Source organism: Nicoliella sp. ESL1120 (assembly GCF_058508515.1).
Genome location: NZ_CP196383.1, coordinates 935,368 through 951,000, shown reverse-complemented (window position 1 = coordinate 951,000; position 15,633 = coordinate 935,368). Strand labels below are relative to the sequence as shown.

Annotated in this window: 17 protein-coding genes; 2 read left to right on the top strand and 15 right to left on the bottom strand. The window is 37.2% G+C overall.

Going from position 1 to position 15,633, the window contains the following annotated elements:
• Nucleotides 1-35: 35 nt before the first annotated feature.
• The 7 genes from recO to rpsU all read right to left on the bottom strand — a co-directional run bounded on the left by recO (nt 36) and on the right by rpsU (nt 4,411).
• A complete protein-coding gene (gene recO, locus ACSYTE_RS04165; protein ID WP_491716210.1) occupies nt 36-797 on the bottom strand; it encodes a DNA repair protein RecO in 762 nt (253 codons plus the stop codon).
• Nucleotides 798-815: 18 nt separating this feature from the next.
• Nucleotides 816-1,721, bottom strand: coding sequence for a GTPase Era (gene era, locus ACSYTE_RS04160; protein ID WP_491716209.1), 906 nt, complete (start codon nt 1,719-1,721; stop codon nt 816-818).
• A gap of 6 nt (nt 1,722-1,727) precedes the next feature.
• Nucleotides 1,728-2,129 carry a diacylglycerol kinase family protein gene (locus ACSYTE_RS04155; RefSeq protein WP_491716208.1) on the bottom strand — a complete coding sequence of 134 codons (402 nt, stop codon included), beginning with the start codon at nt 2,127-2,129 and terminating at the stop codon, nt 1,728-1,730.
• A complete protein-coding gene (gene ybeY / locus ACSYTE_RS04150; RefSeq protein ID WP_491716207.1) occupies nt 2,113-2,586 on the bottom strand; it encodes an rRNA maturation RNase YbeY in 474 nt (157 codons plus the stop codon). Before ybeY ends, ACSYTE_RS04155 begins: the two co-directional genes overlap by 17 nt.
• A gap of 12 nt (nt 2,587-2,598) precedes the next feature.
• A complete protein-coding gene (locus ACSYTE_RS04145; RefSeq protein ID WP_491716206.1) occupies nt 2,599-3,576 on the bottom strand; it encodes a PhoH family protein in 978 nt (325 codons plus the stop codon).
• A gap of 126 nt (nt 3,577-3,702) precedes the next feature.
• Nucleotides 3,703-4,146, bottom strand: coding sequence for a GatB/YqeY domain-containing protein (locus ACSYTE_RS04140; protein WP_491716205.1), 444 nt, complete (start codon nt 4,144-4,146; stop codon nt 3,703-3,705).
• Nucleotides 4,147-4,219: 73 nt separating this feature from the next.
• Complete coding sequence (rpsU, locus tag ACSYTE_RS04135) at nt 4,220-4,411, bottom strand: 30S ribosomal protein S21 (protein WP_219054387.1); 192 nt, start codon at nt 4,409-4,411, stop codon at nt 4,220-4,222.
• A 167-nt stretch (nt 4,412-4,578) separates the two neighbouring features.
• On the opposite strand from rpsU, the gene ACSYTE_RS04130 reads away from it, so the two are divergent.
• Nucleotides 4,579-5,397, top strand: coding sequence for a pyruvate, water dikinase regulatory protein (locus ACSYTE_RS04130; protein ID WP_491716204.1), 819 nt, complete (start codon nt 4,579-4,581; stop codon nt 5,395-5,397).
• A gap of 55 nt (nt 5,398-5,452) precedes the next feature.
• Here ACSYTE_RS04130 and ACSYTE_RS04125 read toward each other — a convergent pair whose 3' ends face one another.
• The 7 genes from ACSYTE_RS04125 to hisS all read right to left on the bottom strand — a co-directional run bounded on the left by ACSYTE_RS04125 (nt 5,453) and on the right by hisS (nt 13,816).
• Nucleotides 5,453-6,367, bottom strand: coding sequence for a deoxyribonuclease IV (locus ACSYTE_RS04125; protein ID WP_491716203.1), 915 nt, complete (start codon nt 6,365-6,367; stop codon nt 5,453-5,455).
• A complete protein-coding gene (locus ACSYTE_RS04120; RefSeq protein WP_491716202.1) occupies nt 6,360-7,583 on the bottom strand; it encodes a CDP-glycerol glycerophosphotransferase family protein in 1,224 nt (407 codons plus the stop codon). Before ACSYTE_RS04120 ends, ACSYTE_RS04125 begins: the two co-directional genes overlap by 8 nt.
• Before the next feature lie 16 nt (nt 7,584-7,599).
• Nucleotides 7,600-8,409 (bottom strand): ABC transporter permease, encoded by an 810-nt coding sequence (locus ACSYTE_RS04115; protein WP_491716201.1) that lies wholly within the window; start codon nt 8,407-8,409, stop codon nt 7,600-7,602.
• A 15-nt stretch (nt 8,410-8,424) separates the two neighbouring features.
• Nucleotides 8,425-9,579 (bottom strand): CDP-glycerol glycerophosphotransferase family protein, encoded by a 1,155-nt coding sequence (locus tag ACSYTE_RS04110; protein ID WP_491716200.1) that lies wholly within the window; start codon nt 9,577-9,579, stop codon nt 8,425-8,427.
• A gap of 127 nt (nt 9,580-9,706) precedes the next feature.
• Nucleotides 9,707-10,594: a YitT family protein gene (locus ACSYTE_RS04105; protein WP_491716199.1), complete on the bottom strand. Its 888-nt coding sequence runs from the start codon at nt 10,592-10,594 to the stop codon at nt 9,707-9,709.
• Nucleotides 10,595-10,704: 110 nt separating this feature from the next.
• Complete coding sequence (aspS, locus tag ACSYTE_RS04100; protein WP_491716198.1) at nt 10,705-12,501, bottom strand: aspartate--tRNA ligase; 1,797 nt, start codon at nt 12,499-12,501, stop codon at nt 10,705-10,707.
• A gap of 13 nt (nt 12,502-12,514) precedes the next feature.
• Nucleotides 12,515-13,816 (bottom strand): histidine--tRNA ligase, encoded by a 1,302-nt coding sequence (gene hisS / locus ACSYTE_RS04095; RefSeq protein ID WP_491716197.1) that lies wholly within the window; start codon nt 13,814-13,816, stop codon nt 12,515-12,517.
• A gap of 347 nt (nt 13,817-14,163) precedes the next feature.
• On the opposite strand from hisS, the gene ACSYTE_RS04090 reads away from it, so the two are divergent.
• Nucleotides 14,164-15,006, top strand: a complete 843-nt coding sequence (locus ACSYTE_RS04090) for a fructosamine kinase family protein (RefSeq protein ID WP_491716196.1) — start codon at nt 14,164-14,166, stop codon at nt 15,004-15,006.
• Here the strand turns inward: ACSYTE_RS04090 and ACSYTE_RS04085 are convergent.
• Nucleotides 14,992-15,630 (bottom strand): HAD-IA family hydrolase, encoded by a 639-nt coding sequence (locus tag ACSYTE_RS04085; RefSeq protein ID WP_491716195.1) that lies wholly within the window; start codon nt 15,628-15,630, stop codon nt 14,992-14,994. The genes ACSYTE_RS04090 and ACSYTE_RS04085 overlap by 15 nt on opposite strands.
• Nucleotides 15,631-15,633: the final 3 nt, after the last annotated feature.

The following is a 15,633-nucleotide window of genomic DNA, read 5'->3' as shown; positions in this document are numbered from 1 at the left end:
TTATAATAATTTACAACTATTAAAAAGTCAATCTTTTAGAACCCACTTCGAATCATTTCATCTAAAAATTTCTTACTCTTTAATTTAATGCCGACCGTATCTTCATAAATACTATCTAATAATCTTCTTAACTCGTCCTTAATGGGCTGCTTAATTTCGATTGATTTGACTTGATTTAAATCAACGGTGGCAAATTGGCTTAACAAATAAATGGCTTGCCTAGATAAGCAAAAGCGTCTAGGATCCAAATGCCAGTGTTGCTGACATAGCAAACCATTATAAGCAGCTGAATAATCCAATGGTAAATCATTCCGATGACAAAGTACGCAGTCTTTTAACCATGGCTGTACTCCAAATAATTCAAGCAATTGGATTTCAATAATATTGGTAACAATTGCGGGATCGATCTTCATGTTAATTAAACTTAAGGCATGAAACAACTGGTGAAACCAGTAATGATTTACATCCCCCTCTGGCAATGCGGTATCAATTAAATTCATATTGTAAGTAGCATAAGCATTTAAAACAATATCGCTACTAATTTGATTATAGTGGTGTGTTTTTAATGGCTCCTTGATGTAGGATAAGCCGTTCTCTGAAATTGTGCCTTGATAACGACCATAAGTAAACGGTAAAATATCCGCACTCATTTTAAACCCCTGTTTCCGACCCCTTCGAATTAGAAACATTTTTAAGCCATACTCATAAGTAAAAAATTTAACCAGTATATCATTTTCGCGATAATTCTTACGATAAAGTAATATCCCGTTAAACACGACATTCTTTTTAGTTGGCACTCGCCTCACACCCTATAATTAATAATCCTTCTTTTTATATCCTAATTCCTTTAGAACAGAACTTTTATCGCGCCAGCCTGGTTGAATCTTAACCCAAAGTTCCAAATAAACCTTACTTCCCAATAGATCTTCGATATCTTTACGGGCAAGGGTCCCAATTTTTTTCAGCATTGAGCCCTTTTTACCAATTACAATTCCTTTTTGGCTATCATGATCTAAAATGATCGAAGCTTGAATCGTAACCTTGCCATCTTCATTTGCCCTAATTTTTTCAACATCAATTGCAACTGAATATGGAATTTCTTGCCGTGTTAATTGAAAAATTTTCTCACGAATCAATTCAGCAACGATAAATCTTTCAGGATGATCAGTAACTTGATCAGCAGGATAATATTGTGGTCCCTGGGGAAGCTTTTGGGTTAAATCTGTTAATAATTCATCAACGTTATTCCCCTGTAAAGCAGAAATTGGAAACACCCCTGCCCAATCTAAAGCCCGTTTATAAGTATCCATTATCGGTAGTAAATCATTAGGATTTACCCTATCAATCTTATTAATCACTAAATAGATAGGTTTTTTAACATCTTTTAAGCGATTAATAATAAAATTATCACCTGCACCGCGTTTTTCAACAGCACTGACCATGAATAAAACAGCATCAATATCCTTTAAGGCGGACATTGCAGAATCTTCCATAAAGCTTCCTAATTGACTCTTAGGCTTTTGAACCCCAGGAGTATCCAAAAATACGATTTGTGAATCCGCAGTCGTGTAAACACCCTGAATTTTATTTCTAGTTGTTTGGGCCTTATCACTCATGATTGCAATTTTTTGCCCAATTACTCGATTTAAAAAAGTTGACTTACCAACATTTGGGCGGCCAACGATTGCAACGAATCCTGATTTAAAGTTAGGATTATCCATTTATAATTACCTCCATGGCATTATTTTAATTACTAACGGCATTAAAATCATTATTCCAATTATCATTGCTAATATCGTAGTTAATAACACTCCACCAGCAGCAATATCTTTTGCTTCCTTCGCTAATTGATGGTAGTGATCACCCACTAATAAATCAATAATCCGCTCCACGATTGAATTGACTGTCTCGGCGATCAATACTGTAAAAATTGCTAAAAACAGCCATAGGTAATCATTTAAAGAAGCCCTTAAAAGTCTGGCAACTATTAGAACCAAACCCGCACTTATTAAATGAACCCTAAAATTACGCTCAGCAATTACCAATACCTTTAGACCAGCTAACGCATGAAACAAAGATTGATAAAAATGGTGGTTTTTGCCAACTTGTTTACTATCTTTTAAGCCCATATGAATCCATAATCTTTCTTTGTAGTGGAAACATTACCGCTTCGTCTTCTGGCTGCATATGATCGTATCCATTCAAGTGTAAAAATCCATGCACCACTAAAAAGCCTAGTTCACGATCATAGGAATGTTCCAAAAATTCGGCTTGTTCCGCTACTTTATCGACTGAAACAAAGATATCGCCAAGATTTTCGGGAATTTCAGCAGCCATCTCGGGACTCATCTTGATTGTCTCATCACCATCTTCAATCGCAAAACTAATTACATCAGTCGCCCGATCTACACCCCGATAGTCACGATTAATTTCCCTAATCCGATCGTTGTTAACCAAGGTAACTGACATTTCAGTATCTTCACGAAGCTTTAAATATTTGCCCGCATATTCTAAAACATCTTTAATTAATTGAATGTCTTTATCCTTAGCACCATCTTTGGTATCATCATAAATTTCTAAATCCATCTATCCAGTCCTCTATTTATTATTGGTATTGTCAAAACTTTCATATGCGTTAATAATTCTTGCAACTACAGGGTGTCTAACAACATCATCAGCAGAAAAAGCAACGAATCTAATGCTCTTTACGTTCTGTAATATTTTTTGGGCTTCCACTAATCCACTAGTGGTGTGTCTAGGTAAATCAATTTGTGAAATATCACCATTAACAATCATTTTAGATTCGAAGCCGAGCCGCGTCAAAAACATCTTCATTTGTGCACTGGTCGTATTTTGAGCTTCATCTAAAATAACAAATGAATTATCGAGGGTCCGACCACGCATGTATGCAAGGGGAGCTACTTCAATGATTCCCTTTTCAAGCATTCGATTAGTATGCTCAGCCCCTAAAATTGAATACAGAGCATCGTAAATAGGCCTTAAGTATGGGTCCACTTTTTCTTTTAAGTCCCCAGGTAAGAATCCTAAACTCTCCCCAGCTTCAACAGCTGGACGCGTCAAAACAATTTTTTCAACGGTCCCCTTCTTTAGGGCAGCCACAGCCATCACAACTGCTAAGTATGTCTTCCCCGTTCCAGCTGGACCAATCCCAAACGTAACGTCATTTCTCTGAACCGATTGGACATATTGTCTTTGGCCAAAATTCTTAATGCGAACTGGATTGCCTTTAATATCCTTAATCAACACTTGATTATAAAGATCCTTAAAGTACTCTAACGTGCCATTATTAGCCATTTTCATTGCACTAACAAAGTCGCTATCATTTAATCCAATCCCACCATGAATTAAATCAACCATGTTTTTTAAAATTGCTAATGTATTTCTTACTTTTTCGGAATCTCCAGAAACTTTAATTTTAGTCCCAAAAGCATTAATGGAGACATCCATTCCCTCTTCTAATAAAGTGACAAATTTATTTTGTGATCCTAATAATGCAGGTTCATCGTCTAAATTACTTAAAACGAAACTATCAGTTATAACATTATTGTCAATCAAATTATAAACTCCCTTATGTTACGATTTAATAACCAAATATTAGCATAAAAAATGCAATTAAAAAAGAAGATACCCCTGAAGTATGTACAATAGAGCAATATTTATCACTCTATTAATTTTAATTAATTATTGTAGTAATTCTTTTACGGCTTTGTTAACTAATGAACCATCGGCCTTACCCTTTACCTTTGGCATTACAGCGCCCATTACCTTACCAAAATCACCCTTGCCAGTCGCACCAACAGCTGCGATAGTGTCCTTAACAACTTGGTTGATTTCGTCTTCTGACATTTGTTCTGGAACGTACTTATCCAAAACCTTTAGTTGTGATTCTTGTTCAGCAACGAGGTCATCACGATTACCCTTTTTAAATTCTTCGATTGATTCCTTCCGTTGTTTATATTCTTTCATTACAACGGCAGTTTCTTCATCTGAATTTAGATCATGACCTAACTTAACCTTTTCATTAGTTAAAGCAGACTTTAATAATCTAATTACACCGAGGCTTTCCTTATCGTGAGCCTTCATTGCATTCTTTAAGTCAGTAGTTAATTCATCATTCAAACTCATATTTTTCATCCCTTTGATTAATATATTTAAGCAATAAAAAACGTTCCTGAAACAACAGGAACGTTTTTATAGATTAGAAGCTACGACGCTTTTTGCTATTGCGTTTTCTTGCTGCTTCGGATTTTAATTTACGTTTTACGCTAGGTTTTTCGTAGAATTCACGCTTACGGTATTCACGCAATGTACCACTCTTTGAAACGGTACGCTTGAAACGACGAAGAGCATCATCAAGAGATTCGTTTTTACGAACGACTGTTTTTGACATATGAAAATCCCTCCCTCCGAGCTCAAAATACAACTACTTACTATCATGAAATCATTTCCTAATGTAGCAGTTCTTAATAATTATACCTAACTATTAATTTACAGTCAATAACTCTGAAAAAAAAGATAAATATGCTAGAATAAATTTATATTAATAGGAGGTTTCCAATGAAAAAAATAAACGTTTTTATCATCTCAGATTCAAGCGGTGAAACTGCTTTTTCAGTTGCTAGAATCACCGTTTCGCAATTTCCAGATGTAGAGGTTAACTACCAAAGATTCCCATTTATCCAGACTAAATCTATTTTAGCAGGAATTCTTAAAATGGCTTTAGAAAACAATGCCGTTATTTTTCATACACTAGTTAACAATGAACTTAGTGGAATGATTAGAACTTTTTCAGCTGAAAATGACCTGTTTAATTCCGATTGCTTACAAAATTCTTTAAACGTCATTAGTGCTAAAACAGGTGATACTCCCGTACGAGTGCCTGGACTAGTCCACGATTTAAATGATAAATATTTCGATCGAATTGCCGCTATGGAATTTGCGGTTGCTAACGATGATGGTAAAAACCCTAGTGACCTAACCAAGGCCGACATAGTAATTTTAGGAGTATCAAGAACTTCTAAGACCCCGCTCTCCCTTTACTTAGCAAATAAAAATTTAAAGGTCGCTAACGTCCCCATCGCACCGAACACACAACTGCCTAAAGAAATTTGGGAAGTGGATCCCAATCGCATTTTTGGACTGACCAATACCCCGAAGGCCCTTAAAAAAATTCGGCGAGCAAGAATGATTGCATACGGACTGAATCCTGACACTCCATATTCTGATCCTGAAAATATCAAGGCAGAACTTCAATATGCTAAGGATTTATACCAAAAGCTGGGCTGTTTAATTATTAACGTTTTTAATAAATCGATTGAAGAGACCGCTACTATTATCATGGAGAGCCTCAACCTAGATACTAATAATCGACATTAATGCTTCTTAGTTATCAATAAAAGTCGCAAATCAACATTGATTTGCGACTTTTAATTTAAAATGGCTTCTGATTTAAAATATCATCCACTAAATTGGAATCAAACTTATGTTCAGTAAGCATTTTAACTTCATATCCATGGGGGGAGAACTTTTGGGTCCCATCTTCTGACTTAACCATTGGCGTTTCCATAATTTTAGGAACGTTAGTTAATTGTGGATGGTGAGCAATATAATCAAGGGCATCAAAGCCAATCGTACCAAGACCAATCACCTCATGACGATCCTTGTGACTACCCATTTCATTCTTAGAGTCATTCAAATGAACCACTTTTAGTCGGTCTATTCCAATCACCTTATCAAACTGGTTTAAAACTCCATCAAAATCATTTTTAACATCATATCCAGCATCGTTAGTATGACAAGTATCAAATGTGACTGATAATTTTTCATTTAATTGAACCCCGTCAATAATTTGGGCAAGTTCTTCAAATGTCCGACCAACTTCGGTTCCCTTACCGGCCATTGTTTCAAGGGCAATTTGAGCCTTTTGATCGGGTTCGATTACTTCATTTAATCCCTTAATGATATTTTGAATTCCAACTTCTGCTCCCGCACCAACATGTGAGCCCGGATGTAAAACAATTTGTTCAGCACCAATTGCTTCTGAACGCTTAATTTCTTGCTTCAAAAATTGAATCGCAAATTCAAAATTATGCATCTTAGCGGTGTTAGCTAGGTTAATAATATATGGTGCATGAACCACATCCGAAACAATCCCATGTGATTGCATATATTGCTTCCCCTCATCAGCCTTTAAATCACTGATTGGTTTTCTTTTAGTGTTTTGGGGAGCCCCGGTATATACCATGAACGTATTTTCCCCATAACCAAATGCTTCCTCAGCGGAACCCAAAAACATTTTTGGACTCTTCATACTAACGTGTGAACCAATTAAAAATTGATCATTCATAAATTTCGCCCCTTATTATTTTTACAACTTTTTCAGCAGAATCTGCTGATTCCCAGCTACAAAATTTTTTCCTAAACGATTTCATTTTATCATACTCATTTTTAAACGTACCGCATTCTGCATACTGTTGCAACCGAGTAAAAAATTGATCTTGATCAGTAACTAACGGCCCTGGCAATTCACTTTGGTAATCAAAATAAAAACCGCGCAGTTGATCTCGATAGTGTTTTAAATCATAACTATAAAATAACATTGGTCTATTTAAGTTCGCAAAATCAAACATTACCGAAGAATAATCCGTAATCAATAAATCAGTCATTAAGTAGATTGAACTAATATCCGAATCTGCTAAAATCCTAACGCGATCCTCAAACCCCTTAATATTAATATGGTCCTTAACTAAATAATGGGGGCGAATAACCAAAATAGTATTTTGATCAACGGTTGCAAAAAAGCGTTTTAGATCAAACGGTAACTCAAATTTATACTGCCCCCGAGCGATGTATTGATCATCACGCCAAGTTGGGGCATAGGTGATTACATGAGCATTAGCATCACCAATCAAAGTCTTTTTCAATTCGTTGATTACGGTTTGCTTATTATCATAGTATAAAACGTCATTACGGGGATAACCGATATCTAAAAAGTGGTTCTTAAATTGAAATGCCCGCTTAAAAATATCTTTAGAATATTGATTCGGTGCAATCAGATAATCCCAACGCTTCGTTTCTGCAACAAAACGCTGGTGATACTTTTTAGTGTTTGTTCCAGGCATCTCAACATTATCAATATCCACCCCCAACTTTTTAAGTGGCGTCCCGTGCCAAGTTTGGATGTAGATCGTGTGTTTATTTTTGCGCCACCAGGCAGGCATTCTGGAGTTAAAAACCCAAAACTCAGCCCGTGCCATATACCAGATCCACTTTGGCATAAAGCGTTTCAGTAGTTTTATCTCTGGATATTGAGCATGCAATTCATCATATTTGGCTGGTTTTACGGCAAAAAAGGCCGTCTGAATTAAGCTAGGGTCGTCTCTAATCAACTGTTGATAAATCGCAGCTGGATTATCATTAATATCGCGACCATTAAAGCTATCAAAAATAACAACGCCTTTTTTGATCGGCAAACAAATAAACCCATCGTTAATAACGATGAGTCCATAACGAATCACGACCTTAACCATTTTAATCATTTTGTTGATGAATGAATTAAGCATCTGATTCCTCCTATAATTAAATTAAGTCAACGAAGTGGGATCTAAACTTGTAGTGGAGATGGGAACCAACTAATAAGAAGAAGGCCACGAACAACCAAAAAATAATCGTTAAAGTAGAGTGTTGCCAAAACCATGCTTCTGAAAACATTGATTCCCTAAAGCCATTAACAATGTAAAAGAATGGGTTCAATTGTAATACCCTTACGAAGGCTGGTGGGAAAGCGTTAGTTTGGAAATTAAATAACACTCCAGACATGTAAAATAACATTCTCATTACGGATTGAAGTAAAATTCGATAATCACGAACCAAAATCGAAACGGTCGAATTAAAGATTCCAAAAGCAACTAACCACATAATCATTGCAAAGAAATAGTAAATCCATTGGAACCAATAGATATTAGGGGTAATTCCACCCTTAAAGAAACCGATTACGATAGAAAAAACTAACATCGTCCAAAATGAACTTAAATTACTAATGATCTTAATTGATGGCAGGATACTAACGGGAAACTTCATTTTAGAAACCATTCCTACTTGTTGGTAAATGCTTTTAGAGGCATCTAAGGTCACACTGTTCATAAAGAACCAGGGGGTGATTCCAATTACCATCCAAGAAAGGTAATCCACGCCCTCAGAAGCTCCCTTCTTAAGACCAATTCCAAAAACCATCCAATAAATAGCAATTTGAATCAATGGATAGAGATATTCCCATACTAGTCCCAAATAATGACTTTGGTAGTCAGACTTATCTTGATAACGTGAAATTCTAAACATAATTCCAATATTACCAAGCTGTTCCTTAATTAACGTTCCAACTTCTTTCAAAACGTTGACACTTCCTTATCTATTTTCAATATATCTTTCTAAAACACGCTTAGTTGCAAATCCATCATTATAAGTATTCCAGTGTTGATTAAACTTAGTAAAATCGGTCTTACGATTTTGTTTAATGGCAATTGCTAAGTCAGCTGATGTTAAAATTGGTTCATTCGGTAACCAGTTCAAAAGATCTGGTTGGAGGCCCGGGTTTTGTTTATATTCTTCTAAGTCAAACATAAAGAATAACATCGAATGGGCATTCGGTAATAAACTATAATCAAATGCCACCGATGAATAATCGGTAACTAAAGTATCAGTGACCGATAATAAATCGGTCGTCGAAAGTTGATTATAAAAATGAATCCTATTATTTCCCGAGCGATTATTGGTATCTGCAAACAATTTTTCCGTAGCCCTCAAGAGTGGATGCAGCCTAACTACGACCTCTGCTTGGGGGTCAGCAGTGATTGCCTCTGCTAAATCTTGTGGTGGATTAAATGCAACTCCGTCTCGATAGGTGGGTGCATATAAAATGACTCGCTTACCCCTTAACTCTGGTGCTACAGAATAAACGCGGCTTTGTGCTTGTTCTTGCCAATCTGATTTAAACAACCGATCTGATCGAGGGTAGCCAAGCATTTTCATCCGTTCAAATGGGACTCGATAACTGGCTTCGAATACCCTCCCCATCGTCTGAGAGGCAACAACGTATTCATCAAATTGATTATAAACCTCTTGAAACCTTTTCTTATCAGACTTACTACGACGACTTGTTTTAGGATCTTCCCAACCAAATTGTTTAATTGCTCCATTCGCATGCCACAATTGAATGATTTTCATCTTAGGTGAATGAATCAATCCACCTAAGAACGGATAGTAATTATCACAAAAGATCAACTTAGCACCCATAATTATAGGAAGTAAGCGAAAAACAAAAGATAAACCATTCCGAAATGGATAGGTATCGATTCCAAAAGCCTCCAAGTCGGTTGCACCAGCTTCATTATCAGGTGCATAAAAAACGATCAACGTCTGATCACTAGGCAACTCCGATGCCATTCGCTTAATTAATCGCAGGTTATTATCAAAGCTCATTATGTAAATAACATTGTTCTTCTTTTTAAAATAAAAACATAATGAAACTAATCGAATTAACCATAAATACAATACTTTCAACACAAGGTCACCGTCATTCCCTTAAAAATAAAAAGCGCAAGACAATACAATTGGATATTATAACATAATTAAATTTAACAAACATTAAAATTTACGGAAATTATGGGCTTAATCAAATTGACTGAATTTATTTTATTTTAGGTTCCCAGAAACGACCAATAATCTTTACAATTGGCGAAATGGTTGTAAATGCATCGGAATCAGACTCATCGACCGCCTCTTCAAATTCATTCATTTCATAACGCGAAATAACGGTAAATAAAACTGTCTTTTGGTCATGGTTATATGCTCCTTCAGCTCCATGAACAATCGTAATTCCACGGCGTAAATGATTTTGCACACTATCTGTAACGCTCTTGGGCCGTTCCGTTACGATCATAACCTGCAGTAGTTGCTGTCTAGTATAGGTTAAATCAATCATTTTCGCATTGATCACTAAACCAATTGCGGAGTAAAAAGCATATGGCCATCCATATGCTAATCCTGCTGCAATCACAATGAAAACATTAAAAAGGATATTAACATTCCCAATCGTTCTTCCCGTTTTTCTGCGAATTACGATCCCTAAGATATCAAGTCCACCGGTCGAAATCCCGTTTTTAAGGGATAGTCCCGTTCCAAAACCATTTACGATCCCCCCGAAAATCGCACAAATAATTGGATCGTTGGTCAAATATACTGGATGCAAGGTTTTAATCATAAAACTGGCTAAAAAAACGGCAATCACGGTAAAAATCGTAAATTGATGGCCAATTTGTTTCCAAGCTAAAATAAATGTTGGAATATTAAGTAAAAATAAACCAACTGCAGTAGGAATCGTAATTGGCAGGTAGCGACTAGAAAGCGTGTCGATCAATTGTGAAATCCCCGTATATCCGGATGAATAAATATGTCCTGGTGTCCAGAAGAAATTCATGGCTACAGAGACTGTTATTGCATAAAAAAAGGCCATGGATGCCTTCGCTAAAAATTGATGCCTTTCAAACATTAGTCTTACATCATCAGTTCCTAACATTTTTAAATGTTCCCCCTTAATAAAAAACATGCAATAAGTATAACACCAAAAATTTATTTTAAAGCAACAAAAAAGGAAGAATCAATCGATTCTTCCTTTTTAATATTTAGTTATTCTCGATTGCCACCGTCTTCATGTTCGGTAACTTCGATTCCTAAGTCTAATAGTTGTTTAGGAGCAACTTCTGCAGGAGCACCAGTCAATGGTTCCACTGCTTTAGAATTCTTAGGGAATGCAATCACGTCACGAATATTACCACGTTGAGCTAGTAATCTAGTGAAACGATCTAGCCCAATTGCTAACCCACCATGAGGTGGAAAACCGTATTCAAGGGCATCTAAGAAGTAGCCGAACCGTGCTTGAGCTCGTTCCTTACTAAAGCCTAATGCAGCCAACATTTTTTCTTGTAAATCACGGTTATGAATCCGAATCGAACCCCCACCTAATTCAAGTCCGTTTAAGATGATATCATAACTTTGGGCATGGGCCTTATGAGGATCTTCACCCTCGTTTAAGTAGTGTTCATCACCTTCATTTGGCATCGTGAATGGGTGGTGAGCAGGGACCCAGCGACTAATTCCTTCATCGTATTCGAACAATGGCCAATCAACGACCCATAAGTAGTCAAAGACATCCTTTGGAATCATGTTTTGTTCTTCGGCAATTGCAGTTCTCAAGTAGCCTAATGTATCAGCAACCACCTTGCTGCGATCAGCAGCGAACAATAATAGATCACCAGCCTTGGCATCAGTAGCAGCTAGGATTTGCTTATAAATCGCTTCATCCTTAAAGAATTTAGCAATTGGACCACTAAAGCCATCATCAGTTACCTTTAACCAAGCTAAACCTTGAGCGCCAAAACGTTTAACATAGTCAGTGTATTTGTCGATGTCTTTTCTAGAGTAGGCATCAGCACCGCCTGGAACGGCAATCGCCTTCACTTGATCACCATTTTTAACAACGTTTGCAAAGACCTTAAATTCTGAATCCTTCATAACATCAGAAAGATCCTTTAGTTCCATTCCAAAACGAACGTCTGGTTGGTCAGTCCCAAAACGATCCATTGATTCTTGCCAAGTGATCCGCTTGAACGGTGTCTTCACATCGATGTCTAAAGTATCCTTCATTACCTTTTTGATCAAACCTTCAGTGGTAGCTTGAATTTCTTCTGCTGATTGAAATGAAGTTTCCATATCGATTTGGGTAAATTCTGGTTGGCGATCACCACGTAAGTCTTCATCACGGAAACAACGAGCGATTTGGTAATACTTGTCCATCCCAGCACCCATCAATAATTGTTTGAACAATTGTGGTGATTGAGGAAGCGCATAGAATGCGCCCTTGTGGACCCGTGAAGGAACCAAGTAATCACGAGCTCCTTCAGGCGTTGAAATCGTAAGATCTGGCGTTTCAATATTCAAGAATCCTTGACTATCAAAATAGCTGTGTACGGATTGTAAAATCCGATTCCGCACTAACATCCCCTTTAACATCTCGGGTCTTCTCAAATCAAGATAACGGTACTTCAATTTCAATTCTTCTGAAACGTTAATGTCATCTTGAATGTAAAATGGTGGGGTCTTAGCCTTGTTAAAGAGGGTCACTGATTGAACTTCGACTTCAACCTTTCCAGTCTTCATATCTGGGTTAATTTCGTTTTCAGAACGGGCAACAACAGTTCCTTCAACTTGAATTACGTATTCACTTCTTAAGTCTTCGGCAACTGCAAGCGCTTCTTTGCTGTTGTCTTCACTAAACACTAGTTGAACGATTCCTTCGCGATCCCTTAAATCGATAAAGATTAATTTACCAAGGTCCCGTCGTTTTTGTACCCAACCGTCTAATACTACTTTTTGGCCTAATAAATCTTCATTCACTAGCCCAGCATAAGTTGTTCTATCTTTCATTTTATCCACCATCCTATAAATATTGTGGCCCGAAGTTATCATCAACTACCGAACCGAAACTATTTTGCACATCTTGAACTGGTAAATTCAGTTCATGACCAGTCGCCATCTGTTTAACTTTAACCGTATGATTAAGGATTTCTTGTTCACCAATCGTGATTGTAAACTTAGCCCCTAACTTATCAGCAGTCTTGAATTGGCCCTTTGGTTTACGATCCAAGTAGTCTCTTTCAGCCGTATAACCATTTTTCCGCAGGGATTGAACTAATTGGAGCGTAACTAAATCAGATTCGGCCCCGATACCAACTACGTATGCATCCAATGGACTTAATTCAGGGAATTGAACGCCCCTTGATTCCATCAGTAGCAATAGTCTTTCAACTCCTAAACCGAACCCAATTCCAGAAACTTCTGGGCCCCCTAGTTCTTCGACCAATCCATTGTAGCGACCACCAGCACAGATCGTCGTATAACCACTTCCCAACGCTTTAGAATTAACCATAATTTCAAAAATGGTGTGGTTATAATAATCTAGTCCCCGAACAATATCCGTATCAACGACATAGTCAATGTGTAACCCGTCTAATAATCTCTTAACGTGTTCGAAATGTTCATTAGCATCAGCAGTTAGGTAATCTGTGATCCGTGGGGCATTCGCTACGATTTTTTGATCATTAGCATCCTTACTATCTAAGACCCGCAATGGATTTTTGTGAAGACGTGTTTGCGAATCGCTACTAAGTTCATCGAAGTGTGGTTCCAAATAGTCGATCAACGCTTTCCGATAAGCATCACGACTCTCCTTATCACCTAACGTATTAATCGCTACCCTTACATCTTCAATGCCATAGTTTTGTAATAGATTAACTGCCATTGCGATCACTTCTGCATCTAAACTGGGAGAATCACTCCCAAATGCTTCGACTCCGATTTGATGAAATTCACGTTGTCGACCCGATTGAGGTCTTTCATAACGAAACATTGGTCCCATGTAAAATACTTTGACTGGCTTTTGATATTCAGGACCATATAGCTTGTTCTCGATAAACGCTCTGACTACTCCAGCGGTTCCTTCTGGACGCAAAGCAATGTGACGATCACCCTTATCATCAAAATCATACATTTCCTTAGTAACAATATCTGAAGTATCTCCTGAAGTTCTAGAAAATACTTCGTAATTTTCAAACATTGGCGTTCTGATTTCACGATAGCGATAATCATTAAATAACGAGCGTGCTGTATCTTCAATAAACTGCCATTTATATGATTCCCCAGGTAAAATGTCCGCAGTTCCTTTTGGTTTTTGGTATCTCATACGGAGTCCTCCTACATAAATAAATTAGGCCAATAAAAAAGCCCCTGTCAAAAATAAATTGACAAGGGCGCAAAGAGCGCGGTACCACCTTTTTTATTGCTAATAGATAACGTCTATGCAACGAATAGCCATAAGCTATTAACCTCAAAAGTGTCCTTCAATTTCAATAAACGTACCATTACACCAAATTGATACTCTCTAAGCATTATTGAAACATACTCTTCTTTTTCTGCGGTCTAATTTTTAATTCAAGTTAAGATTAATCGAATTAAACTAAAAAGTCAAGGTAATTCACCTTCAAATTCAAATCATCTATAATAAAATTAAACTTTTAGGGAGGTCATTATATGTATAAATTAACTCCAGATTGGCTCGCTCAATTACCAATTAAAAACATTACTGATTATCGACCAGTCAGTGGTGGTGATATCAATGAATCATATCAAATTTCAAATGGCCATGACCAATACTTCATGAAGGTCCAACCTAACCGTGGTAAAAATTTTTTCACCCACGAAGTTGAGGGATTAAAGCTACTAAGCCAAGCTGCAAACGTGCCCACCGTTGTTAACTATGGTGAAATCAACGGGGATGGTTTTTTAATTCTGAACTGGATCAATGAAAGTAGTGGTAGTCAATACGAACTCGGTCAAATGGTCGCCAATGTTCACCAGATTCACGCTGAACAATTCGGCTTAGATCATAATTTTACGGCTGGTAAAATCCCCAAAAATAATAAATGGCAACAAAATTGGCAAACCTTTTACGTTGAACAACGATTAAAACCATTAGAAACGCTTGCTAAACAAAAGGGCCGCTGGGATCGCAGTAGGGAACAACACTTAGCTAAAATGATCGAACAGATTAACGACTACTTCTCTACAAATAAAACAACACCCAGTCTATTACACGGTGACTTTTGGGCTGGTAACTTTACGTTCGTAAATAACAAACCATACTTGATCGACCCAGATGTTTTCTTTGGCGATCGCGAGTTCGACATTGGCGTTAGTACCGTCTTTGGTGGGTTCAATCAGGATTTTTATGATGGCTATAATTCTATTTATCCACTAAAAAAAGGCGTTGAAAAACGCCTTCCTTGGTATCGCTGTTATTATTTAATGGTTCACTTAGTATTATTTGGAGAAACCTACGGACCCGCAGTAGACAAAGTATTAGAGTCGTTCTAATGTCGGCTTTAATTCCGTCAGTTGTGCAACCCGTTGTTCTGGATTTCCTGTAGCGGTAATAATTCCATCGGGATCAAATAAAAAGCCATCAATATTGGCATTATGCGCAGCCTCAATATCTAGTTTTCGATCTCCAATCATTGCCGCATGGCTGCGATCAACAGCATGTTTATCAATTAAATAATTTAAAGAGGTTGGATCAGGTTTCCTTGGAAAAGATTGTTCACTGGTAACAAAATCGGTGAACAATTTTTTGATTTTAAAATGATCTAGAATCGAAAGCGCGATTCCATCACGATGGGTTAACAAAAAATTTTGGCCCCCCGTTTCAACGTTCCACTTCAAAATCGCAACCGCCCCATCAAAGGGTTTACTACCCATTACTAACTCATCTTGTAACTTTTTAAATGGAGGAATAATTGCTGTTTGCGAAAGATTGAACTCTGCTGCAAACCGACTAATCGCACTACCGGCAGAGCGACGACGCATTTCTTCATAATAAGCATAGTCATCCATTTCAACCTCATCAATACCAAGCGATTGTAACGCTTCATCAAATGCCTTAACCATCATTGGATAAGTGTTAAAAAGGGTGCCATCAAAATCCCAAAATAAACTTCGCAATTT